General features: G+C 68.7%; 16 protein-coding genes, 1 pseudogene and 1 riboswitch. Of the genes and pseudogenes, 9 read left to right on the top strand and 8 right to left on the bottom strand.

Annotated elements, in window-relative coordinates; all coding sequences use genetic code 11:
• Positions 1-673 precede the first annotated feature (673 nt).
• The 3 genes from ACFWPH_RS17220 (at position 674) to ACFWPH_RS17210 (ending at position 3,517) form a co-directional block, all read left to right on the top strand.
• Entirely contained in the window at positions 674-1,222 is a 549-nt protein-coding gene (locus tag ACFWPH_RS17220) for an HNH endonuclease (RefSeq protein ID WP_378752046.1), read from the top strand.
• 27 nt (positions 1,223-1,249) lie between these two features.
• The gene (locus tag ACFWPH_RS17215) at positions 1,250-1,498 is read left to right on the top strand and encodes a WhiB family transcriptional regulator (RefSeq protein WP_280419384.1); all 249 of its coding nucleotides are present in this window, start codon (positions 1,250-1,252) and stop codon (positions 1,496-1,498) included.
• 351 nt (positions 1,499-1,849) lie between these two features.
• A complete protein-coding gene (locus tag ACFWPH_RS17210) occupies positions 1,850-3,517 on the top strand; it encodes a VWA domain-containing protein (protein ID WP_378752044.1) in 1,668 nt (555 codons plus the stop codon).
• A 758-nt stretch (positions 3,518-4,275) separates the two neighbouring features.
• On the opposite strand, the gene gcvP is transcribed toward ACFWPH_RS17210, so the two are convergent.
• From gcvP to ACFWPH_RS17175, 7 genes are all read right to left on the bottom strand, one after another.
• A complete protein-coding gene (gene gcvP / locus ACFWPH_RS17205; RefSeq protein ID WP_378752042.1) occupies positions 4,276-7,092 on the bottom strand; it encodes an aminomethyl-transferring glycine dehydrogenase in 2,817 nt (938 codons plus the stop codon).
• 144 nt (positions 7,093-7,236) lie between these two features.
• Positions 7,237-7,336: riboswitch (glycine riboswitch) on the bottom strand.
• A gap of 103 nt (positions 7,337-7,439) precedes the next feature.
• Positions 7,440-8,018: a MerR family transcriptional regulator gene (locus ACFWPH_RS17200; RefSeq protein ID WP_378752658.1), complete on the bottom strand. Its 579-nt coding sequence runs from the start codon at positions 8,016-8,018 to the stop codon at positions 7,440-7,442.
• A 175-nt stretch (positions 8,019-8,193) separates the two neighbouring features.
• A complete protein-coding gene (locus tag ACFWPH_RS17195) occupies positions 8,194-8,667 on the bottom strand; it encodes a bifunctional nuclease family protein (protein WP_378752040.1) in 474 nt (157 codons plus the stop codon).
• A gap of 201 nt (positions 8,668-8,868) precedes the next feature.
• Positions 8,869-9,672 (bottom strand): MerR family transcriptional regulator, encoded by an 804-nt coding sequence (locus tag ACFWPH_RS17190; protein WP_378752039.1) that lies wholly within the window; start codon positions 9,670-9,672, stop codon positions 8,869-8,871.
• 62 nt (positions 9,673-9,734) lie between these two features.
• Positions 9,735-10,220, bottom strand: a complete 486-nt coding sequence (locus ACFWPH_RS17185; protein WP_030520553.1) for an FHA domain-containing protein — start codon at positions 10,218-10,220, stop codon at positions 9,735-9,737.
• A gap of 150 nt (positions 10,221-10,370) precedes the next feature.
• On the bottom strand, positions 10,371-10,769 hold the full coding sequence (gene gcvH, locus ACFWPH_RS17180) for a glycine cleavage system protein GcvH (RefSeq protein WP_378752038.1): 399 nt from the start codon (positions 10,767-10,769) through the stop codon (positions 10,371-10,373).
• Positions 10,770-10,811: 42 nt separating this feature from the next.
• Positions 10,812-11,432: a CDP-alcohol phosphatidyltransferase family protein gene (locus ACFWPH_RS17175; RefSeq protein ID WP_378752656.1), complete on the bottom strand. Its 621-nt coding sequence runs from the start codon at positions 11,430-11,432 to the stop codon at positions 10,812-10,814.
• 635 nt (positions 11,433-12,067) lie between these two features.
• Between ACFWPH_RS17175 and ACFWPH_RS17170 the strand changes: the two genes are divergently transcribed.
• The 3 genes from ACFWPH_RS17170 to ACFWPH_RS17160 all read left to right on the top strand — a co-directional run bounded on the left by ACFWPH_RS17170 (position 12,068) and on the right by ACFWPH_RS17160 (position 15,397).
• Positions 12,068-13,426, top strand: a complete 1,359-nt coding sequence (locus ACFWPH_RS17170) for a DUF2252 domain-containing protein (RefSeq protein WP_378752654.1) — start codon at positions 12,068-12,070, stop codon at positions 13,424-13,426.
• Between the two features lie 64 nt (positions 13,427-13,490).
• On the top strand, positions 13,491-14,381 hold the full coding sequence (locus ACFWPH_RS17165; protein WP_378752036.1) for an NERD domain-containing protein: 891 nt from the start codon (positions 13,491-13,493) through the stop codon (positions 14,379-14,381).
• A gap of 248 nt (positions 14,382-14,629) precedes the next feature.
• Positions 14,630-15,397, top strand: coding sequence for a phosphatase PAP2 family protein (locus ACFWPH_RS17160; protein WP_378752034.1), 768 nt, complete (start codon positions 14,630-14,632; stop codon positions 15,395-15,397).
• Positions 15,398-15,479: 82 nt separating this feature from the next.
• Here the strand turns inward: ACFWPH_RS17160 and ACFWPH_RS17155 are convergent, their stop codons facing one another.
• Positions 15,480-17,411: an acyl-CoA dehydrogenase gene (locus ACFWPH_RS17155; protein ID WP_378752032.1), complete on the bottom strand. Its 1,932-nt coding sequence runs from the start codon at positions 17,409-17,411 to the stop codon at positions 15,480-15,482.
• Between the two features lie 443 nt (positions 17,412-17,854).
• Between ACFWPH_RS17155 and ACFWPH_RS17150 the strand changes: the two are divergent.
• The 3 genes and pseudogenes from ACFWPH_RS17150 to ACFWPH_RS17140 form a co-directional block, all read left to right on the top strand.
• Positions 17,855-19,267, top strand: a pseudogene (locus ACFWPH_RS17150) (threonine/serine exporter ThrE family protein); the annotation flags it as partial.
• Between the two features lie 742 nt (positions 19,268-20,009).
• On the top strand, positions 20,010-20,693 hold the full coding sequence (locus ACFWPH_RS17145) for a heme oxygenase (biliverdin-producing) (RefSeq protein ID WP_378752030.1): 684 nt from the start codon (positions 20,010-20,012) through the stop codon (positions 20,691-20,693).
• A 69-nt stretch (positions 20,694-20,762) separates the two neighbouring features.
• Entirely contained in the window at positions 20,763-22,460 is a 1,698-nt protein-coding gene (locus ACFWPH_RS17140) for an FAD-binding dehydrogenase (protein WP_378752028.1), read from the top strand.
• Positions 22,461-22,652: the final 192 nt, after the last annotated feature.

Genomic DNA, 22,652 nt, shown 5'->3' with positions numbered 1-22,652 from the left:
ACCGCCGTCTCGACATCGGAGGGCTGGGGTACTCCCTCCCCGACCGCCCTACCCTCGAACACCTGGTGAGCCTGTCCATCAACACGCTGCCGCTGCGGGTCCGGCCCGACCACCGGGCCGTTCCGTAGTGAAGAGCGGACGGCACCCCGTCGGGCCGCGCGACGGCCGGAGAACACCCTGGTGAGCCGGCCGACCGGGCGCAGACACGATGCGACCCGGTCGGCGGCAAGCCTGGTGGCCGGTATGCCCCGCACTCGATCGAAGGACAGTCGGTCCGATGCGGTTCGTGCCGCCACCGACCCCGGCCGACATCAACCGGAGCACCTCCACGGACGGCCAGGAACGCCGCCCCGGAAAAATGGGCCGACAACCGCTACTGCCCTGTGCCACCATATATTCCACCAGGCCGCCACCGGGGCAGCCGACGATACTCAGGAGGGAGGAGTGGTCTTGTATCCCATTGCACCGGCGAACAGCGCCCGATCACGGCAGCGCACCGTATCGCAGTGCCCATCGATGCCGGCACTGCCGGTGGACGCCGAACAGTCGCGGCAGGCGAAACCCACCGGCGATCGCGTGATCGACCGGCTCCTCCCGCAGCATCGCTGAAGCGTTCGCGTTCTCCCCTGTTGAAGTCCGGGTCGTACCCGGCCGTCGAAACCTGGTGATTCCCATGCCGTTTCCCGCCGTCGCCGAACCGGTGACCCTCACGCCGGACAATTGGATACACAGTCGAGTACTGGTGCTCAACGCCAGTTACGAGGCATTGGACCAGGTCACCGCCGACCGGGCAGTAGTACTGCTGATCGGCGGGACCGCCGAATCGGTCGTGGTCCGCCGGCCGCATTTCCCGATCCGGTCCCGGCACACCGAGATCCTGCTGCCCGAGACCATCCGGCTGGTGCGCTACCGGTACCTGGCCCACATCACCGTCCGGTCGCCGGGCAGCCGAGCCACCCACGCGGCGGTGCTGCGGCGCGACGGTAACCGGTGCGGGTACTGCGGCGACTGGGCGCCGACCGTCGACCACATCCGGCCGCGCAGCCGGGGCGGACCCAACACGTGGGAGAACCTGATCGCCTGCTGTGTGCCCTGCAATACCGGCAAGGCCGACCGCACTCCCGAAGAGGCGGGCATGCGGCTGCTGTGGGAACCCCGGGCACCGCAACCGCTGGCCCGTGAACAGCGCCGGGTGTGGAAGCACCTGGCCGCGACATCCTGAACCGATCCGCGAGAGGAGGGGATCGATATGACCGTCGAAGTGCTGGCAGATCTGCTGCCCATATCCGACAGCCACGGCTGGCATCGCGCCGCCTGCCGCGGCGACCCGAACCACGAGGCGTGGTTTCCGTATCCATCGCAGGACTTCGAGTACGCGCGTGCGGTATGCGGCCGGTGCCCGATCCGGCCGGACTGCCGTGACTTCGCCGAACGGACCGGCCAGTCCGGGGTGTGGGGCGGGCACGAATTCGACCGGGGAAAGATGATCCGCGAGTAGCCAGAACGAGCTGGTGCGATGCCGGAGGTGGTGCCGCGTGCACCGCCTCCGGCGCGTTCGTCGCGATGACCCTCGTCGGCGAACGCAGCAGGGCCGGCATCGAAATACTTCAGCGGCAGGGCCGGGGTCGAGGTTCTGCGGTTGCGGTAGGCCGTCCGCAAAGGGCGGGGCTGTAATTTTGGAGGCGCTCCGCGCCTCGAGGGTGGGGCCCTTATAGGCCCGGTTCTTCACTCCTCCGCTCCTCCGCTTCGCTCCCCCGCTCCGTCGCTCCAGAACCGGGCGGGCCCCACCCCGGGGTCCGTCGATGGGTCCGGAGGCGTATCGGGGTTGCGCTCCTTACACTGGCTGGCCGTGGGTACCCATCGCAGCACCGGCTCTTCCCGGGAAATCAGCAAGGGGCCGGTGATCACCGCGGTGGTGGTCGTGGCCCTGCTCGCGGTCGTTGTCGGCTGGTGGCAGTTACGCCCGGATTCGGCGGGCGGCACCACGGCCGACGGATCCTGCGCGGAGGGCCCGGCCATCCTGGATGTCACCGTCGACCCGGAGATCGCGGACCCGGTCCGCACTATCGCGGCCCGCTACAACGAGACCCGGCCGGTAGTGCTGGATCACTGTGCGGAGGTGGTGGTGACCGAACGGCCCGCCACGGATATGGTCGCCGCCTTCACCTCCGGCGCCACCTGGAATCCGGTACTCGGACCTCGCCCGGCACTGTGGATCCCGGTGTCCAGCAGACAGGTCGAGTCGATGCGGGTACCCGGCCTGGTCGAGGGCACACCGCGTTCCATCGCGTCGAGCCCGATCGTGCTGGCCGTCCCCGAAGTGCTACGCCACGCGCTCGCCGCCACCCAGACTTCCTGGGCGGATCTGCCCCGGCTGCAACAGGGTTCGCTCGAAGCCATCGGCCTACCGGGCTGGAACGGCCTGCAGCTGGCACTCCCCCCGGGCGACACCACGCTGGCGGTGGCCGCCGCGGTCGCCGGTGCCATCTCCGGTACCGAGCCGCTGACCGAGGAGGCGGCGACCGGTGGGCAGGCCCTCTCCGCGGTCTCCACACTGGCGGTCGGCGCACCGGAAGTCACGGACACCTCGGCGGCGATCACGGCACTGTCGGCGGACGCCCCGGCCGAAGCCGCGGTCCACGCGGTGCCGGTGACCCAGCGGTTGCTCGCGGCGAACCCCGGCGCCACGTCCTACCTACCGGCCGGTGCGGCGCCGATGGCCGACTACCCGGCCGCGTTGATGTCCGGGCCGTGGGTGGACAAGGCCGAGAACCTGATCGCCGGCCTGTTCGCCGAATACCTGCGCAAACCGGAACAGCAACGTGATCTGCTCGCGGCCGGTTTCGCCGCCCCACCGGCCGGCCCGGTCGCCGCCCCGCCGCGGGTCGCGCTGGACCGGCTCCGCGCCGTCCTCGACAACCCCGTCCTCGGCGTCCACGCGACCGCCCTCGTGGATGTTTCGGCGTCGATGGCGACCACCGACGGCGAACAGAGCCGGCTGACCAATGCCGTCGGCGCGCTCGCCTCCACCGTCAACGTGATGCCACCCGAATTCGGTCTGGGGATATGGACCTTCGGCGCGAATACCGGCGGCAACCCGTACGACGTGGTCGCCGATACCGCCCCGCTCAGCGACGAGCATCGCGGGACGCTGATGGGTTCACTGGGCGATATCGAGGCGGCGGCCGCGAATACCGGCGAGTGTTACCCGGCGCTGCTCGCCGCCTACCGCAGCGCGATCGAGAACTATGCCGCCGACCGCACCAATTCGATCCTGCTGGTCACCGACGGCCCGGAGGACAGCTCCGCCCTCAGCGGTGCCGAACTGTTGGCCGCCATCGAAGACGCAGGCGACCCACAGACGCCGATCCGCGTCGATGTGATCGTTGTCGGCGGCGCGGGCGCCGATACCCTGCGCACCCTCGCCGAACGCACCGGAGGCACCTACAAGGTCCTGCCCACCAGTAACGATCTCGAATTCGGGACGGCCATGGTCAGCGCCCTGACCACGCCCTGACCCCACAGGCGAGGTCGTATTCCGTCGCTCGCAGGCCGGACCGCGCGGCCTGGAGTCCAGCGCTCGGGCGAGTTCGCTCAACGGCCGCCGAGTCTGTTGACCGGTGGGCGACAGTCCGCATACCGGTGGGCGACAGTCCGCATCCTGCATAACACCGTGACAGTCCGCGTACGGCATACACCGCCCCGATCAGGCGGTGTATGAGGTCGTCATCGGCCTCGGCGGCAAACGCAGACGCCAGCGCACCAACACGTCGCGTCAGTCCTCGTCCGCCGACTCCCGGGACCGCCGCGGCGCTCCGTTGTAAGGCGTAGTGGCCTCTCCGGCCGCTCAGCTGCGCACACAATGAATGGCACACTCCGAATCCGGTGCCGACCGAATCATCCGCGAACGGACACCCGCACTCTGCTACGCAGCGTCGTTTCCGACCCGGAAAACGCGTCGCACGCGGAACACCGGCCGAACCGGCCGAACCGGCCGGCTGACAGTTCACGGTCTTTCGATACCGCGGGCCACACCGGCGCCACCGACGGGGTGATCGCACCTCCGGTGCGGCACCCAGTCTCGGTGCGGTGTCCAGTCGGCGCGGCACCCAGTCGTGCGGAGCCGGGTCGTACGGCGCACAGTCGTGCGGAGCCGGGTCGGCCGAGTCACTGCCGGACTGCCCGGACCACCGACCGGCCGGGGTCCCGGTGGCCTTACCGCCGGAACCTCGAGACAGGGGACGGCCCTATACCGGCGCCGACGGATAGGACCTGTCAGTCGCTGTAGGCGTCGATCGGCGGGCAGGTGCACACGAGGTTGCGGTCGCCGAATGCACCGTCGATCCGGCGCACCGCCGGCCACACCTTGGCCCGGGTATGCGCGACCCCGCGCGGGTACACCGCGACCTCCCGGCTGTAGGGATGCTCCCAGTCGGCGACCAGGCACGCCGCCGTATGCGGGGCGTTGCGCAGCGGGTTGTCGTCCGCCGGCCACTCCCCCGCGGCGACCCGGTCGATCTCGCGGCGGATGGCGATCATCGCCTCGGCGAATTCGTCGAGTTCGGCGAGATCCTCGCTCTCGGTGGGTTCCACCATGAGGGTGCCGGCCACCGGGAAGCTCATGGTGGGCGCGTGGAATCCGTAGTCGGCCAGCCGTTTGGCGATATCGTCGACGGTGACGCCGGTGCGTTTGGTGATCTCGCGCAGGTCCAGGATGCATTCGTGCGCGACCATATCGCCGGCGCCTGTGTAGAGCACCGGGTAGTGCTCGCCCAGCCGGCGGGCCAGGTAGTTCGCCGAGGCGATCGCGGTGAGGGTGGCGCGGCGCAAACCGTCCGCACCCATCATCCGGATATACGACCAGGTGATCGGCAGGATCGACGCCGAGCCGTAGTTCGCCGCCGATACGGCGTGCGAATCGGTGACCAGTGGATCCCCGGGCAGGTACGGCGCCAGATGCGAGCGCACCGCGACCGGGCCGACGCCGGGACCGCCGCCGCCGTGCGGAATGCAGAACGTCTTGTGCAGATTGAGATGGCTGACATCACCGCCGAACCGGCCCGGCCGGGCCAGCCCGACCAGCGCGTTCAGGTTCGCACCGTCGACGTAGACCTGGCCGCCGGCGTCGTGGACCAGCGCGCACAGTTCGGCGATCTCGTGCTCGTACACGCCGTGCGTGGATGGGTAGGTGATCATGATGCAGGCCAGCCGGTCGGCGTGGTCGGCGATTTTGGCGCGGAGATCATCCAGGTCGACGTCACCGTTTTCCCGGCATTTCACGACCTCCACGCGCAGACCGGCCATGGCCGCGGAGGCGGCGTTGGTGCCGTGGGCGCTGGACGGGATGAGGCAGGTGTCGCGGCCGGTATCGCCGCGGTCGAGGTGGTAGCGCCGGATGGCCAGCAGGCCCGCGTACTCGCCCTGGCTCCCGGCGTTCGGCTGCAGGCTCACCGAGTCGTATCCGGTGATCTCGGCCAGCCAGCGCTCCAGATCGTCGATCACGCGCCGCAAGCCGGGTGCGTCGCTGGCCGGCGCGTACGGATGCAGCCGGGCGAAACCGGGCCAGGTGATGGGCTCCATCTCCGCGGTGGCATTGAGTTTCATGGTGCAGGAGCCGAGCGGGATCATGCTGCGGTCCAGCGCGATGTCCTTGTCCGACAGCGCCCGCAGATACCGCAGCATGGCTGTTTCGGTGTGATAGCGGGTGAACGCCGGATGGGTCAGGAACTCCGAGGTGCGGTCGGCGATACCCGCGCAGACGGGTTCGGCGGGCGCGACACCGAACGCGTCCAGTACCGCGGCGATATGGTCGCCGGTCGTCGCCTCGTCACAGGCGACGGCGACGTGGTCGTCGTCCACCAGGCACAGGTTGATGCCGCGTGCCGCAGCCTTGGCGACCACGCTCTCGGCATGTCCGGGGACACGAGCGAGGACGGTGTCGAAATACTTGTCGTGCACCAGCGCCTCCCCCAGCGCGGCCGCGAGTTGCTCGGCATGCCCGTGCACCCGCCGCGCGATGGCCCGCAACCCGTCGGCGCCGTGGTAGCAGGCATACATCCCGGCGACGATCGCCAGCAGCACCTGCGCGGTGCAGATATTGGAGGTGGCCTTCTCCCGGCGAATATGCTGCTCCCGGGTCTGCAGCGCCAGCCGGTAGGCGGAGGCGCCGTCGGCGTCCTTGGACACCCCGACCAGGCGGCCGGGCAACTGCCGGGCCTGGGCGGTGCGTACCGCGAGATAACCGGCATGCGGGCCGCCGAAGCCCATCGGCACGCCGAACCGTTGCGTGGTCCCGAAACAGATATCGGCGCCCTGCTCTCCCGGCGGGGTGATCAGGGTGAGGGCGAGCAGATCCGCGCCGGCGGCGACCAGCGCACCGCGCTCATGGGCCTGCGCGATGATGCCGGTCCAGTCGACCACACGCCCGGACGCCCCCGGCACCTGCAGCAAGACGCCGAAGAAATCGCCGTCGGGCAGCCCGTCGCCGGCCAGATCGGCCTCGACGATTTCGATGCCGAGCGGTTCGGCGCGGGTGGTCAGCACGGTACGGGTCTGCGGGAAAAGATCACGGTCGACCACCAGGCGGGTACCGCGGCCGCGGCCGACCCGGTGCATCAACGTCATCGCCTCGGCCGCCGCGGTGGCCTCGTCCAGCATCGACGCGTTCGCCACGTCCATACCGGTCAGGTCGGTGACCATGGTCTGGAAATTGAGCAGCGCCTCGAGCCGGCCCTGGCTGATCTCGGGCTGGTAGGGCGTGTAGGCGGTGTACCAGGCCGGGTTCTCCAGCAGGTTGCGCACCAGCACGGGCGGGGTCAGGGTGTCGTAGTAGCCGAGCCCGATCATCGAGGTGGCCACCGTATTGGTGGCCGCGAGCGCGGCCAGCTCGGCCAGCACCTCGTGCTCACTCGCGGCCGGCGGTAGACCCGCGAGTGGGCCGGTATCCCCGGCGGGCGGGTAGGTGTCGAGGATTCCGGCGGGCAGCGCGGCCGCGGCGAGATCATCGGCGGAGGCGATACCGATCTCGGCGAGGATATGCGCGAACCCGGCGCCGTCGGGTCCGATATGCCGGTCTGCGAAGCTCTGGGTCACCACGGCTCCCTGGTAGGGCGGCCGACCGTACGGCCGGCACAGGGCCCTCCCCCTCTGTCGCGGCGCCTGAGAGCTTCGGCGGCCGGGACCGACCGCCTTTCACCTTGGGCGGGTGGCCCGCAGCCACCACTTTCCAGAGGCGCCGGTTCCCGTACGGTCCTGGTGCCTGAGAGATTGACGGGGAGGTGCTGCTCCTTCGGCGCCCGGATCCTCAGCGGACCCGGGGCTCTCCCGCACGGCTACGGCGCTTCGATATCTTAGCCCGGCGGCCGGGCCGAGCGGGAACGCACCCGGTATGTGTCCTCGGCCGCACCGCCACCCGTAGGCGCCGGAACCCGCGGAGCGCGTTACCCGGTTTTGCGGGTCATACGTGCTTTGCGCCGGTAGGACAATTCGTCCTCGGGTCGCTCGGGGGCCTCCGCCGCGCGTTCCGCGGGAAAAGCCGCGATCGCGCCGGTGAGCTCGCGCATCGCGCTGTTGACCGCGATACCGAATACGCCCTGGCCGCCCTGCAGTAAATCGACGACCTCTTCCGGTGAGGTGCACTCGTAGACCGAGGTGCCGTCGGAGAACAGTGTGATATTCGCCAGATCCTGTACACCGCGGCTGCGCAGATGATCGACCGCGATGCGGATGTTCTGCAGCGAAATACCGGCATCGAGCAGACGTTTCACGATTTTCAGGACCAGGATGTCCTTGAAGGAATACAGTCGCTGACTACCCGACCCGGCCGCGCTGCGAATGGAGGGTTTGACCAGGCCGGTCCGCGCCCAGTAGTCCAATTGCCGGTAGGTGATACCGGCGACCTGGCACGCCGTCGGAACCCGGTATCCGACCAGGTCGTCGGGGACCGAATCGTCGGGGAACAAACCGGGTTGTATTTCGTAGCGCCGAGGCGGGCCGACTTCCGACCGCATATCCCGCATATGCTCTGCCACTGAACTACTCCCTTGCTCCGCCGATCTGTGCCCATACTCGACGGCCCGGCGTCGAATACGAGGCTACTCTTCCCATTCTCTCGGCCGCAGAGGTGCCGATCCAAACGCGACGCGCGGTAACAGTCTCGACCTGTAGTTGAGGTCTAGAAAATAATCGGGAAACTCAACTGTCGGTCGCTTTGAAATCGTCCGGGGATACCGACTCGAGGAACTCCTTGAACTTTTCGACTTCGTCCTCGCGTTCGTCGGGCATCACCAGACCGGCTTCCTCGAGCACGGATTCCGCCGCATAGATCGGGCAGCCCACGCGCAATGCGATGGCCACCGAATCGGAGGGGCGCGCCGATATCCGCACCTCGTTCTCGAACACCAGATCCGCATAGAAGGTGCCCTCCTTGAGATCCACGATATGAACCTCTTCGAGGGTATGCCCGAGATCGGCGATCAAAACCTTGATCAGATCGTGGGTGAGCGGCCGGACCGGGGTGACCCCCTCCTGCTCGAGCACGATCGCCGTGGCCTCCGCCTGCCCTATCCAGATGGGCAGATACCGCTCACCACTGGCCTCCCGCAGCAGCAGGACGGGCTGGTTCTGTGGCTGCTCGACCCGGATGCCGATCACGCGCATTTCGCTCATCGCACTGCCTCCCATACTCCCCGGCCGCCCGCCCTCGCCGATGCAGGGCTCGCCGTACCACGAGTCTAGGCGAATTCCGGGCGCTGCCGCGATGGCACACGGACACCGGAATCGGTGTGTTGCCACCGGCGTCGGCGCCGGGTGATCTCGCCGCAGGTCAGGCCGATACCGCCGGTGGCGGCGGTATGCGGCGCGGGCGACTCAGCCGCCCAGTGAGTTGCGCACCGAGGCTTTCACGAGGCTCGCGTGCAAGGTGAGCGACAGTGCGGCGAGTTCCCGCACGGTCTCCTCGGCGCGGGCGCGGGCGCCCGCATCGCGGCTTTTCGCGATCGGTGCGGCGATCTGCGCGACCAGCGCCGCCTCCCGGTCCGCGGCGAGTTTGAACGCACGCAGATGCCGGGCCTCCAAACCGAATTCGGCCATCGCCTTGGCCGTAGTGGCCAAGGTCACCGCGTCGGCGTCGAAGAAACCGGCGGGGCCCGGGGTGATCAGATTTGCCCGGATCAGATCGGTGAGGAATTTCTCGTCGATACCGGCCTGTTCGAGCAGATCCTCGCGGGTCACCCGGATCTCGTGATCGAACTCGAGCTCGTCGACGGTGATCCGGCCGGGCTGGACCGCCAACCGGCGCGGCGGCCGCGGTGTCGTCGCGCCGTCGTCCGCCATATCCTGCCCCGCATCCGGACGGGCGGTGCGCGCCCGTGCCCGGGCCTCGCGCACCCCGAGCGTCGCCGCTCCGCTGTCGATTGCCTCGAGTTGTTCCTTGATCACCTTCAGCGGCAGGTACTGGTCACGCTGCGCGGTCAGTACGAACCGGAGCCGCTCGCAATCGGCCACCGAGAATCGGCGGTAACCCGAGGGGGTGCGTTCCGGGCGGATCAACCCCTCCGCTTCCAGGAAACGGATCTTGGAGATGGTGATATCCGGAAAATCCGGCCGCAGCAGATCGAGCACGGAGCCGATCGACATCCCTCCGTGCGCCCACTGTTGCGCCGCGCCTGTCATGACTTCGAGTCTTTCATGCCGAAGCGCCGATCACCCGGATCGGCGCACCGATCATCACTTGTTCACAAACTACCGGCCCCGGCGGCCGAACCGGCCTCCTGCGTCCGCGGACCGGTGAGGAACACCAGCCGGAACTTGCCGATCTGTACCTCGTCACCGTTCTGCAGTTCCGAGGAGTCCACGGGCTCCCGGTTGACGTAGGTGCCGTTCAGGCTGCCCACATCCACGACCTGGAAGGAATCCTCGTCCTGCCGGAACTCGGCGTGACGGCGGCTGACGGTGACATCGTCGAGGAAGATATCGCTGTCGGGATGACGGCCGGCCGAGGTGGTCGGCTGATCCAGCAGGAACCGCGAACCCGCGTTCGGGCCGCGTTTGACCACCAGCAGCGCCGCTCCGACCGGAAGACCTTCGACACCCTGCACCGGCTGTTCGCCGGTCGGCTCGCCGGAGCGCGATGCGTCGACCTCGTTCAGGAAATCCGCGCGGAAGACCGACGTCGTCTCGGCCGCGGTCTCCCCGTAACCCGGGTCTTTGTTCTCGCTCACCGTTTCTCTCCTCCTCGAACCTCATAAACCATGCAGGCAGATGCCGCGGTGCGACGTGGCTCGGCGGCCCCGACTCCGGGCGGCACATCCGTTGGCATTGACCGTACCCTGCCGGGCCGTGCCCGTGCAGGTAGAACCGGGAAGGCTGGATCAGCCCCCGATAACTCCTTGATAACCTGCGGCATCGAGTAGTTCACCGAGACTCGAGTCCAGTGCCGAGGCACTGTCCACCTCGAGTTCGAACAACCACCCGCCACCGTAGGGATCGGTGTTCAGCGTTTCCGGCTTCGCCTCCAGTTCCTGGTTCACCGCAACGACTTTCGCGCTCAGGGGAGCGTAGATGTCGGAAACGCTCTTGGTCGATTCGACCTCGCCGATACCGTCCCCGGCGGCAACGGCGGCACCGGTTTCGGGCAACTGAACGAACACGACGTCACCGAGTTGCGACTGCGCGTAATCGGTGATTCCCACCCGGACCCGGGTGGGCTCGATCCGACGCACCCATTCGTGTTCGGCGGTGTAGCGCAGGTCCTCCGGAGCCGGATTCACGTGGTGTCCTTTCCTCGTGTCGTCGTGCACGATGCAGCAACTCTATGCGAGCCCGCCGGGGTCCGCCGCGCCGGTATCCCGCCCGGGTGTGCCACCGGGGCGGGGCACGGTACGTGCGACGGCGATCGCGCGGCCGAGGTACAACAGGCCGGTCCACACGTAGACCGCGGTACCCCAGATGAGCAGTGCCCCACCGAAGGCCCTGCCGAAACCGTCGCCCGCCCAGTCCAGCTCTCCGGCCAGTATCCAGGGCAATGCCGACATCAACGCGAACGTGGCGGCCTTACCCAGATAGATGACCTCGGGCGGGTCGAGGCCGCGGCGGCGGTACACCGGGAGGGTGAGCGTGAGCACCAGATCGCGGCCGATCAGCAGCGCTGCCACCCACCAGGGGAGGAGGCCGCGGGCAACGAATGCGGCGAGCGTGGTCACCAGGTAGAGCCGGTCGACGAACGGATCCAGCAGGGCACCCAGCCGCGACGACTGGTCGAGCAGCCGGGCCAGTTTGCCGTCCAGGAAATCGGTCAGGCCGCTGAGGATCAGCAGGGTGAACGCCCAGCCGTCGGCCCGCTCCACCAGCAGCAACCAGAGGAACAGCGGAACGCCGATCAACCGCAGCAGGCTGAGCACATTGGGGACGGTGAGCAGCCGATCCGACAGCACCGCCCCGAGGGCTCCACCGGATCGCCGGTCCGCGGCCGCGGTCTCGGATCCGCCGGTTCCCGAATCACTCGTCACATGGCAGTGCTTACCGCACGACCCCCGCCGATGCCAGCACGACCCCCCGCACGGTCCGCGGAGAAGTAACGAGCATCGAACACCCGGCACCGCCGGTATGAGTGAGAGAAAGATCATGTCGGCCGGTGCTCCGCTTCGTTCCGTCTATTCGGCCTCACCGCCGAGCGCGAACGCATGCCGGGTGCGACTCCCCGGCCACATCCGGGTTCTCACCCCGGGTGCTGCGCCGCACCTGCCGGCCGGCAGGTGCTCCCGCGGACTGTGGCCACCGAGCCGCGGCCGGGCCCGGCGGGTCTGTACGCACCGCCGCCGAGGCTCGCCGTGACCGGCAGCGACGACGACCCGACCGGGCGTCATGGGCGAGATACGGACCCGGCTCCCCACCGGGAAGCCCGTATCGGTCGCCGCCTGGGACCGAATTCGGTGCCGGCCGGTGCAAGGACGGGTACGGCATACCGAAACCTCGTTGTGATGCCGGCGCGGACCGCGGTCGCCGTGGGTACGGTTACCCGGTGTCGAACAGTCGTATCCCCTTGCGCTCGTATATACCCGCCGAGGACATGCTGGCCCGCGGTCGTGCGATGCGCGACCGGGTGTCGCCCACCGCACGCGATCGCGCGATCCGTACCGAGGGGCGGCCGTCGATCGTCGAATTCGTGGAAGCCACCAACAAGGGCAGGCTCGAACATCTGGTTCCGTTGCGGATCGGCCGGATGCTGGCGTCGCCGTTCGCGTTCTACCGGGGCGCGGCCGGTTTGATGGCCCTCGATCTGGCGGGCAGCCCGGATACCGGGTTCCACGCCCAGCTCTGTGGTGACGCACATGCGGGCAATTTCGGCCTGTACGGCACCTCGCGGGGCGAAATCGTCATGGATATCAACGATTTCGACGAAACCGTGCCCGGGCCCTGGGAATGGGACCTGGAACGACTGGCGGCCAGCCTGGTCCTCGCCGGGCGGGTCGGCGGCGCGGACGAGGACGAATGCCGTACCGCCGCAGCCGATGCCGCGCGCAGTTACCGGCGCACCGCCGCGGCATTGGCGCAACGGCCGTTCCTGACCTCGTGGTCGGCTCTGGCCGACGAATCGATTCTGGACCGCGTCGAAGCCGACGATCTGCTCGACAATTTCAAGAAGGCCGCCAAAAAGGCGCGTAAGAACACCAGCGAGAAGGTCGTCCGCAAGTGGACACATATCGACGATCACGAAACGGGTGTGGAAAGCCACCGTTTCGTCAGTGATCCGCCGATCCTCACCACCGTGACACAGGAGGTGGAGGACGCGGCCATCGATGCGCTGGAACGTTACGGGTCGAGTCTGCGCGAATCGCGGCAGGGATTGCTCGGGCGGTTCGCGGTCGCCGATATCGCGTTCCGGATCGTCGGCACCGGCAGCGTCGGCATGCACAGCTATGTTGCTCTGCTGCACGGGAATTCGGGTGAAGTACTGGTATTGCAACTCAAACAGGCCGCCCCCTCGGCCTTGGCACCGGTACTCGGGATCCCGGCACCGAAACACGAGGGGAAGCGAATCGTCCAGGGCGCCAGGCTGGTTCAGACCGAAACCGATATCCTTCTCGGCTGGACCACCATGGCGATTCCGCAGCCCGGCGGCGGCAGCCGGGAACTGCCGTTCATCGTCCGCCAGTTCCGCAATCTCAAGGGCGGGATAGCGCCGGAAGAACTCGAACCGCACGATCTCGACGATTACGGGCGGCTGGCCGGCGCCCTGCTGGCCCGCGCTCACGCCCGCTCCCTCGACCCCCGGTTGATCAGCGGCTATCTCGGCGAAGAAGCCGACTTCGACGGCGCCGTGGCCGATTTCGCGGTCCGCTACGCCGACCGTACGGAAGCCGATCACGCCGAACTCGCCGCCGCGGTTCGGGCCGGGAAACTTCCGGCGGAGGAGCCGGACCGGTAGTTTCGAGAGGTGCGCCGCGCTCGGCGCCGCAGGAGTCTCGGTTCGGACGCGAAGGGCGGTCACCATGCTCGTGCAGGTTCAGGACAGCACCGACAGTTTTGCCGAGCGGTCCCTGATCGATTGGCTCAGCGGCTGGGGCACGGCCGACAGTCCGCACGGAGTCGCCACGGTCAACTGCGACCTCCTGTACGACGGCGCCACCTACCATTTCGACGCCGTGGTGTGGACGCCGACGAGCTGCGTCGTCATCGACGTGGCCGGTCTGCGCAGTGATCACGGCGGTACGTTGCATGTTCCGCTCACCGGCAGGTCGACACTCAACGGCGTGCGGGCCCAGCTGGAGGCCGCCGACGACCGGTCGCTGCTGGAGCGGTCCCGCGAACACACCTTCGCACTGCAGAGCTGGCTGGCCGCCCGCGGGCTGGGGCAGCGCATGGTCCACGGTGTCGCCCTGATCGTGCCGTTCCAGCGGGTCCCGGTGCAGATCGACCAGAAGGTGCACGACCCGAGTTTCGATGTGATCGTCGGCGACGACGCCGAACAGCTCCGGCACTACTTCGGCGTCCTCGCCCAGCGGGAATCACACCGCTGGACTGCCAACGATGTGGCGACCGCCTTCCGCGGCCTGGGCATCCTGGCGTACCTGCCGGCTCCCCAGCTACTGATCGAAGAGGGTTTCCTGGGCCCGGTCGATGTCACGCTGTGGCACGGCAGTCCGGCCCAGGCGGAGGCCGAACAGTACGCCGAGGATCTCGCCGAACTCGAACGCATGGCCGGCGGGCGGCGGTTCCGCGCGCCCTGGTTCAGCCCGTGGCAGCTGTACCCCCGGGAAGCCGGTGATATCGATTTCGGGCGGGCGGTCATGCGCGCGGTATACGCGCTCGGCATCTTCGTCGCCGTTGCCTGGTTCGTGTGGTTCGTGATCACGGCCTTCATCACCTACGGCCCCGGCTGAGCAGGTTCCGCCGGCCGAGCCGACGGCGCACGGGTATCGGGCGCGCGTTGTGTAGTTCGCGCGGGCGCACCGGCGCCGTCCGGGCAGTCCCGATCGGCGCACGTTCGCACTATGCGCGCCACAGTCGAGTGCGCATCGGATAGATCCGCGCGATAAGGCCCGGGCCCGGCGACCCGGCATCGCTTCCGCCGAACCGTCGCAGCACGACGGATTACCTCGTGGCCGCCTGCGGTGGATAGGGTCGGCTCGTGAGCACCGCACCCGGCGCGCCGAACCCGTGTCCCGCGGACCGGCCTACCGGAGACGATCACCGCCCGGCCGAGAACCGCCCGGATCCACCGGCACATCTCTCCCCCGCCCACGGGCAACGACCGGCGCACCCATATCCGGGTGCCGTCCCGGTCCCGCAGACCGCCGGTCCCGCAACCACGGGAGTGATCGCGGCGACCGCGGCAGCGGTGGCAGCGGCGTTACCGTGGTCGTTCCCGCCGGGTGGCGGGGCCACCACCTTCGATCTGGCTGTCGGGGCACGCGTGGACCCCCGGCTGGATCCGCGGCCCTGGGTGGCCGAGGTCCTCGCGCTGGCGACCAACACCGGAGTCGTACTCGCATTGCTCTGCGGCGGCGCCGTGTGGTTCGCCTGGCAACGCCGGTGGTGGGAGACGGCGACCGTGGTCCTGGCGCCGGAGCTCGCGGTGGCCGTCAACACCTGGGCGCTGAAACCGTGGTGGGGGCGGCCGCTGCACGACTATCTCGCGTATCCGAGCGGCCATACCGTACATCTCGTATCGGTGATCACGGCATTGGTCCTGCTGCTGCGCTCGGCGCGGGCCCGGGCGGTGATCATCGCGTTCGCCACGGCCGCCTGGTGTGCGGGCGCGGCCGGCATGATCGCGCTCGACTACCACCACGCCACCGATATCATCGGCGGGGCCGCCGCGGCGATTTCGCTGACCATCGCCCTCTATTGGGTCTCGGTCTGGATCGGCCGCACTTTCGGGCCGCGCCCGCTCTGACCCGCAATCCGGGCACAGACCCCGACCGCCACCGCCCATGACCACCTGAACCCGGCCGTCCCGCCTGGGCCGGGCCGCCCCGCTACTGCCGGTCGTAGACGCTGGCGTCGTCCAGCATGGCGGCATCCAGCATCGATTCCGGCACGCCGAGTGCTTCCACCAGTGTGAGGGCGTCCGGGCGGAGCCGGTCGACCAGTTCGTTCACCCCGCGCCGTACGGCCTTCGCCCGTTCCACCGAGATGAAACGGTGCATGATGAACCAGGCCGAGTTCTCCTCGAGCACGGTGTACACGTACAGATCGCAGACGGTTTCGGCGAGCGCGCGAGCTTCCTCGTCCTCGATATCGGCGATCCCCTCGATGAACGCCTCGAGGACCAGCCGATCGATATGGGCGGATCCGGCGGCCAGGATATGGTCCTGCGCGTTGTTGAACGCCTCGAAGGGACCGGTCTCCTCGGCCCGGGCGCGTAGCCGGTGGGCGGCGGTGCGGGTGAGGTAGTCCTCGCGGTCGGCGAACAGCTGCAACTGGGTGGCGCGTTTGCCGAGGTCGCCCTCGTCGACGGTTTCGCCGCTGCGGTCGCGCAGGGTCTGGATCAGCTGGCGCACACCGGAGCGTTTGCGCACCACATCACCGGCCATGGTCGCGGCGAAGCGGACCCAGCCGAGGGCGTCCAGATCGCGCACCTCGTCGGCGTAGGCGGTGAGGATCTCCTTGGCGACCAGCTGGGTGAGCACCACATTGTCACCCTCGAAGGTCGTGAACACATCGGTATCGGCCTTCAGCGTGACCAGGCGGTTCTCGGTGAGATAGCCGGCACCGCCGCAGGCCTCCCGGCATTCCTGGATGGCGCGGGTCGCGTGCCGGGTCTGTGCCACCTTCAGCCCCGCGGCCCGTTTCTCGAGGGCGCGCTGCGAATGCGGGTCGATATCCTGGCCGGTCTGCACCAGATGCATCCGGCGGACCAGATCGTTCTGCGCGAAGGCCAGCGCGTAGGAGCGGGCGAGCAGAGGTAGCAGCCGGCGCTGATGCATCCGGTAGTCCAGCAGCAGCGTTTCGCCGCCGTCGTCGGGGTTACCGAACTGGCGGCGCTTCAGTGCGTAGCGCAGCGCGATACTCAAGGCCACCCGCGCCCCGGCGGCCGCGGCGCCGCCGACACTCACCCGGCCGCGCACCAGAGTGCCGAGGGTGGTGAAGAAACGCCGGCTGGGGTTGTCGATATCGGAGCTGTAGGTGCCGTCCGGGGCGACCTCGCCGTAGCGGTTGAGCAGGTTCTCCCGCGGTATCCGCACGTGGTCGAAAACGATGCGGCCGTTGTCGACGCCCGGAAGGCCGCCTTTGCGGCCGCAGTCGGAGGTGGTGACGCCGGGCAGATCGTTGCCCTGTTCGTCCCGGATCGGGACCAGCAGGCAGTGCACCCCGTGGTCGCCCGCCGGTGTCCGCAACTGCGCGAACACGGCTGCCATGCGGGCGTGTTCGGCGGCGCCGCCGATGTAGTCCTTGCGCGCCGAAGGGGTCGGGGTGTGGATCACGAACTCTTCGGTGGCCGGATCGTAGGTGGCGGTGGTTTCCAGATTCGCGACATCGCTGCCGTGCCCGGATTCGGTCATGGCGAAACAGCCGAGCAGGTCCAGCGTGATCAGTTGCCGGATGTGTTCGGTATGCCGTTCGGTGCCCAGGTTCTCCACGGCGCCGCCGAACAGACCCCACTGCACACCGGACTTCACCCAGAGCGAGAGGTCGGCATAGGCGAGCATTTCCAATCCGACCACGGCGGCGCCGGGCTCACCGGTGCCCCCGTGCTCGCGCCGGAACCCGCGATCGGCGAGGCCGAGTTTCGCGATCTCGCGCATCTGGTCCAGTACCCGGGCGCGGGCGGCAGGGAGATCCAGGTCGGGATCACCGGCGAACCGCCCGTCCGCGAGCTGGGTCCGGGCTTCCTCCCGCACTTCGCTCCACGGCCCGTCCAGTGCCTGCCGTAACTGTTGTGCTGTCGCAGTGCTGCCGGTGCTCATACCTTCGACCCTAATGGCCGTGGCGGGGCGAAGCCCGGCGACAAACCGCGCACGGTCGCGGTGTCGGCGGCGTACATGGTTGCGATGTGAGCGGGTATGCCGGCAGCGCCGGGCGAGGCCGGCCGAAGTCCGCACCGCGACCGGAGCTATGTGCCGGGTGTATCGGCGCGGCGTGCGTAACGCGATCGCGGTGGCGGCCGACGCACAGAGGAGAACTCGCTCAGCTGGGCAAACGCGCCCCTATTTCCATTTCTAACCTCGAATAAACCGGTGCGTAACGAAGATCACATTCATCCGACCTATTTTCCGGTGGATAAGAGCCCCCTTCGGCCACTACCTTCGCGGCTATGGCTGCGCAAGGATTCCTGGAAGGAGCGACCTCCCCACCACAGATCTCTCCGGACCCGTCGGGTTATGCCGAACATCGGCGTACTCCCCTGCGTTTGCCTGTGATCACCGGTGCCATCAAGAAACTGGTCGCCGACCGCCCCGCCACCGCCGATACGATCGTCTCCGCACCCGCCCCGCTGCAGCCGATCGACCTCACCGACGACGCCACGGTGGCCGAGGTGATGGATCTGGCGATCCGGATGGGCGAAGTGGTGCTGGCCTCCGGCTCCGCCGTCACCGATACCGAGACCACGGTGCGCTTCATCGTCGCCACCTACGGTCTGTCGGAGTGCGATGTCGAGGTCACCTACAACGCCATCCGTATCTCGGTACATCGCGGCCGGCGGCTGCCGCCGGTCAGTTCCATGCGGGTGGTGCAGTACCGCTCGCTGGACTTCACCCGGTTGGCCGCGGTGGACCGGCTCACCCGCCGGATCCGTCGCGAAATCGTGCCGCCGCACGAGGCGCGCGCCGCCCTCGACGCCATCACCTCGGCACCGCACCCCTACAAGCGGTGGACGGCAACCTTCGGCTGGTCGCTGATGGCCGCGGCGATCTCACTGCTGCTCGGCGGCGGGATCCTCATCGTCGCACTGAGCTTCATCACCACCGCCTTGATCGACCGCACCAACCGCGCACTCAACCGGTACGGGCTGCCGTTCTTCTTCCAGCATCTGGTGGGCGGCGCCATCGCGGCCACACCGGCCGTGGTACTTGCCGCCGTCGCCGAACCGCTGGGTATCTCGGTGAGTCCGACGCTGATCATCGCGGCCGGGATCACGGTACTGCTCAGTGGGCTCAGCCTGGTGGGCTCGGTACAGGACGCGATCACCGGGGCGCCGATCACCGCGGGCGCGCGGATGCTCGAACTGCTGATGATGACCGGCGGCATCATCGCCGGTATCGCGCTCACCCTGCGGATCGGCGAGATGTTCGACGCGACGGTGCCCTTGGATCTCGGCCCCGGCCACGGGCTGACCAACCTGCCCGTTCAGGTCTTGGCGGGAGCCACCGCCGCGCTGGCGTTCTGCCTCGCCTGCTACGCGGAGAAACGGGCATTGGCCGCGGCCGCCGGCGGCGGCGCCATGGGCACCATCTGCTACCTGCTGGTGATGGCGGCCGGCTTCGGGCCGGTGCTCGCCGCAGGGGCGGCGGCCGTGGTGATCGGTATGGCCGGTGGTCTGCTCGCCCGGCGGGCACTGACGCCGCCGCTGGTCGTGGCGCTGGCCGGGATCACCCCGCTGCTGCCGGGCCTGAGCATCTACCGCGGTCTGTACGGCATGCTCAACGACGAGATCACCCGCGGCGCGGACCAGCTGCTGGCCGCGTTCGGTATCGGCTGCGCGCTGGCCGGTGGGGTGACCCTCGGTGAATGGTTCGACCGGACCGTGCGCCGCCCGCCGATCCTGCGCAAGTTCGGTGCCCTGCGGCGCCCGGTGGTCGTGGTCACCCGCAAGCGGCTGCCGTCGGTGAACCTGGCCAAACGCCTGTACTCGGTGAACCTGGGCAAGCGGCGGGCCACGCCGCTGGGCCGCACGCACGGCCCGGTGCTGGGCGCCGCGCCCGCCGCGGTGATGGCTTCACCGGATATGCCGGTGGGGTTCCCTGTCGCCGGGCAACTGCCGCAGGCACCCGTCCCGGTCGCAGCGCAGGCCCCGCGACCCACCCGGCCCACCACCCCGCGGCCCACCGCACCACAGGCGCCGGTACCGTCCCCGCGCGGGCGGGCCACGGTATCCGGTGTGGACCACCACGTGTGGACCCGCGACCTGGATCCCGCACCGTTGAGTTCGGCCGTATCGGCGCAGCCGCGGGACCTGTCCGATACCCCGGGCACGGCAGCGTCACCGGAGATGCGTGAGATGCCGGTACTGCCCGCGGATCTGCTGTCCCTGCCCACCGCAGCACTGGGTATGGCCGAGGATATGCTGCCCACCGCGGCGATACCGTTCACCCGGCCCGAGCCGGTCGGCGTCGGCGCCACGGCCGAGCCGGTGGGTGTGGGTGCGGGCGAATCCGGCCCGGTGCCGACCGAGCCGCTACCGGCGTCCCGGCGTTCCGACGCCAGCTGACGGACATCCCCACAGGTGATGTGCGCCCGGTATCGTCGGGTTGCCGGCTGTCGGCGGCGTGGTGACATGCCACGCCGCCCGCGGCCGCGTAATGGTGCGGCGATCGGCCGCCGTGTTCGCAGGAAGGGTTTGTTGTATGCCGGAGACCACCGAAACCGCCGACCCGGCCGCCCCCTTCTCCACGCGGATCCGGGAGGCCACCGCACGCGAACACGAGGAAGCGGAGAATTCCACCTTCATCACCGAGATGCTCGCCGGCGTACTCGGCATCGAGTCCTACCGCCGCTACACCGCGCAGCTCTGGTTCATCTACCGGGCGCTGGAGGAGCACACCGCCGCCCTCGCCGACGACCCGGTGGCGGGCCCGTTCATCAAACCGGAACTCGCGCGTACAGCGGAGCTGGAACGCGACCTGGCGCATCTGGCCGGGCCCGGCTGGCGCGACCAGCTGGACCCACTCCCCGCCACCGCCGCCTACGCCGCGCGGATCGAGGAATGCGCCCGCACCTGGCCGGGCGGCTATATCGCGCACCACTACACGCGGTATCTGGGCGATCTGTCCGGCGGGCAGGTGATCCGCGGACATGCCGAGAAGCTCTGGAATCTGCCGCATCGCGGGGATGGCGTGCGCTTCTACGTTTTCGACGGCATCGGTAATCCGGCGGCGTTCAAACGGGAATACCGCGCCCTGCTCGACCGTATCGGCGCCGACGAACTCGAACAGCGCCGCATCCTGGACGAGGGGAAACAGGCCTTCGTCCTGAACCGCGCGGTGTTCACCGAACTGGCCGGGGAATTCGCGGCCCGGCGACCCGGCTGAACCCCCGTCGGCGATCCCGCGGGTCTGATAAGTTTCCCGCCGGTAACTACCGTGAGCGAAGGGTGAACCGTGTCCGAAACCTCTCCCGGTGACCGGGTATCCGGCGAATATCCCGTAATCGTCGTCGGCGCCGGATTGGCCGGTCTCGTCGCCACCTACGAACTGACAAGGGCCGGGCATCGCGTTCTCGTCGTCGACCAGGAGAACCGCAACAATCTGGGCGGGCAGGCCTTCTGGTCGCTCGGCGGGCTGTTCTTCGTCGACAGCCCGGAACAGCGGCGGCTCGGCATCCACGATTCCTATGAACTGGCCCTGCAGGACTGGCTGGGTTCGGCCGGATTCGACCGGGACGACGAGGATCACTGGGCCCGGCAGTGGGCGCAGGCCTACGTGCAGTTCGCGGCCACCGAGAAACGCGACTACCTCTACGACCTCGGGCTGCGGGTCACGCCGCTGGTCGGCTGGGCCGAACGCGGTGGAGCCCTCGCCGACGGCCACGGCAATTCGGTGCCGCGGTTCCATATCTCCTGGGGCTCGGGGCCCGGGGTCCTGGAGATCTTTCTGAACCCGGTCCTGGAAGCGGAACGCAACGGCCTGGTGCGGTTCGCGTTCCGGCATCGGGTCGACGACCTGCTGGTCGACGACGGTGCGGTCACCGGGGTCCGCGGCAGTGTGCTGGAACCCACCGAGCTGGCCCGCGGGGTCGCCACGTCGCGCACCGTGGTGGACGATTTCGAATTCCGGGCCGGCGCGGTCGTGGTCACCACCGGCGGTATCGGTCACAATCACGACCTCATCCGGCGCAACTGGCCGGTCGACCGGCTGGGCCCCGCTCCGCGCACCATGATCTCCGGGGTGCCGGCACATGTGGACGGCCGGATGCTCGGTATCGCCGAATCCGCGGGCGCCGCGCTGGTGAACCGGGACCGCATGTGGCACTACACCGAGGGCATCAACAACTGGGACCCGATCTGGCCCGACCATGCGATCCGTATCATTCCCGGCCCGTCGTCGCTGTGGTTCGACGCGAACGGTAAACGACTGCCCGCGCCGTGTTTCCCCGGTTTCGATACCAACACCACGATGAAGGCCATTCTGTCGACCGGGCACGACTATTCGTGGTTCGTGCTGACCCAGGCGATCATCGAGAAGGAGTTCGCGCTCTCGGGGTCGGAGCAGAACCCCGATATCACCAGCAAGGACCGGCTCACCACGGTACGCAGCAGGTTCACCAAGGGCGCGCCCGCCCCGGTGGAGGCGTTCAAGGAGCACGGCGCCGATTTCGTGGTCGCCGATACCCTCCGCGAACTGGTGGACGGTATGAACGCGATCGCCCGCGGCCCGCAGCTCGACTTTGCGGATATGGAACGCCAGATCGTCGCACGCGACCGGGAGATCACCAACAAGTTCACCAAGGACGCCCAGGTGAGCGCGATCCACAACGCGCGCACCTACTTCGGCGACAAGACGGCCCGCGTCGCGAAACCGCACCGGATCCTCGATCCGGCGGCGGGGCCGCTCATCGCGGTCCGGCTCAACGTCCTCACCCGCAAAACGCTGGGCGGCCTGCAAACCGATCTGGACTCCCGGGTGATGCGTTCCGACGGCACCCCCTTCCCCGGGCTGTACGCCGCGGGCGAGGTGGCCGGATTCGGCGGCGGTGGTCTGCACGGCTACAACGCCCTGGAAGGGACGTTCCTCGGCGGCTGCATCTTCTCCGGACGCGCCGCAGGCCGTGCGCTCGCCGCGTCCCTCCGCTCGGCCTGACATCCAGTCCACACCACTCCCCGTGGCACGGCTGGCGCACCACGCGACTCGCGCGTCTCGGCCGCGGGCAACACTTCCGCACAGGTGCGCGCAGTTCCCCGGAAAGTGTATGACGGCCTGGGCAGGAGTCGATCTAGACGACGCTCCGAAAACGGTCTGGCGGCGGCGCCTGGAACGACTCCCGGCGCCGGC

The organism is Nocardia sp. NPDC058499, from assembly GCF_042719915.1.
GTDB lineage: Bacteria > Actinomycetota > Actinomycetes > Mycobacteriales > Mycobacteriaceae > Nocardia.
The sequence above is the reverse complement of the archived record's forward strand: the minus strand, read 5'-3'. Positions and strand labels throughout refer to the sequence as shown.

What these genes read in the sequence shown, in the direction of transcription:
- ACFWPH_RS17220 (WP_378752046.1), top strand. Translation starts at nt 674, where the DNA reads ATGCCGTTTCCCGCCGTCGCCGAACCGGTGACCCTCACGCCGGACAAT.
- ACFWPH_RS17215 (WP_280419384.1), top strand. Translation starts at nt 1,250, where the DNA reads ATGACCGTCGAAGTGCTGGCAGATCTGCTGCCCATATCCGACAGCCAC.
- ACFWPH_RS17200 (WP_378752658.1), bottom strand. Translation starts at nt 8,018, where the DNA reads ATGCGGGATATGCGGTCGGAAGTCGGCCCGCCTCGGCGCTACGAAATA.
- ACFWPH_RS17195 (WP_378752040.1), bottom strand. Translation starts at nt 8,667, where the DNA reads ATGAGCGAAATGCGCGTGATCGGCATCCGGGTCGAGCAGCCACAGAAC.
- ACFWPH_RS17190 (WP_378752039.1), bottom strand. Translation starts at nt 9,672, where the DNA reads ATGACAGGCGCGGCGCAACAGTGGGCGCACGGAGGGATGTCGATCGGC.
- ACFWPH_RS17170 (WP_378752654.1), top strand. Translation starts at nt 12,068, where the DNA reads ATGCTGGCCCGCGGTCGTGCGATGCGCGACCGGGTGTCGCCCACCGCA.
- ACFWPH_RS17165 (WP_378752036.1), top strand. Translation starts at nt 13,491, where the DNA reads ATGCTCGTGCAGGTTCAGGACAGCACCGACAGTTTTGCCGAGCGGTCC.
- ACFWPH_RS17155 (WP_378752032.1), bottom strand. Translation starts at nt 17,411, where the DNA reads ATGAGCACCGGCAGCACTGCGACAGCACAACAGTTACGGCAGGCACTG.
- ACFWPH_RS17145 (WP_378752030.1), top strand. Translation starts at nt 20,010, where the DNA reads ATGCCGGAGACCACCGAAACCGCCGACCCGGCCGCCCCCTTCTCCACG.